This window comes from Sporosarcina sp. HYO08 (genome assembly GCF_001563475.1).
GTDB lineage: Bacteria > Bacillota > Bacilli > Bacillales_A > Planococcaceae > Sporosarcina.
This window is the reverse complement of sequence record NZ_LPUT01000024.1, coordinates 1-370: the sequence shown is the minus strand read 5'-3', so window position 1 is coordinate 370 and position 370 is coordinate 1. Positions and strand designations below refer to the sequence as shown.

At 40.0% G+C, this 370-nt stretch carries 1 protein-coding gene; it reads left to right on the top strand.

What is annotated here, in order from left to right; all coding sequences use genetic code 11:
• Nucleotides 1–10 precede the first annotated feature (10 nt).
• Nucleotides 11–370: helix-turn-helix domain-containing protein (locus tag AU377_RS09275; protein WP_156450423.1), on the top strand; the 360-nt coding region annotated here is incomplete at its 3' end.

Genomic DNA, 370 nt, shown 5'->3' with positions numbered 1-370 from the left:
TAAAACTGAAATTCTCCTCACGCCTGCGCAACGACAAAAAGTACACCAAACGATCGGCGTTTGCAGGTATGTTTACAATCTGTATCTAGTTACGGCTCAAAAACACTACAAAGAAATGAAAAAACATCTGTCCGGCTATGACTTTTCAAAGTGGTTAAACAACGTGCATCTAGTAGAAAATGATCCATGGATTAAAAAGGTTTCCAGTAAAGCCGTCAAACAATCGATTATGAATGGGGACCGTGCTTTTAAGAATTTCTTTAAAGGAAAGTCAAAATACCCACGCTTCAAAAAGAAACGGAATCAAGATGTAAAAGCCTATTTCCCCAAAAACAATCCGACCGATCTGTCGGTCGAACGCCACCGGATG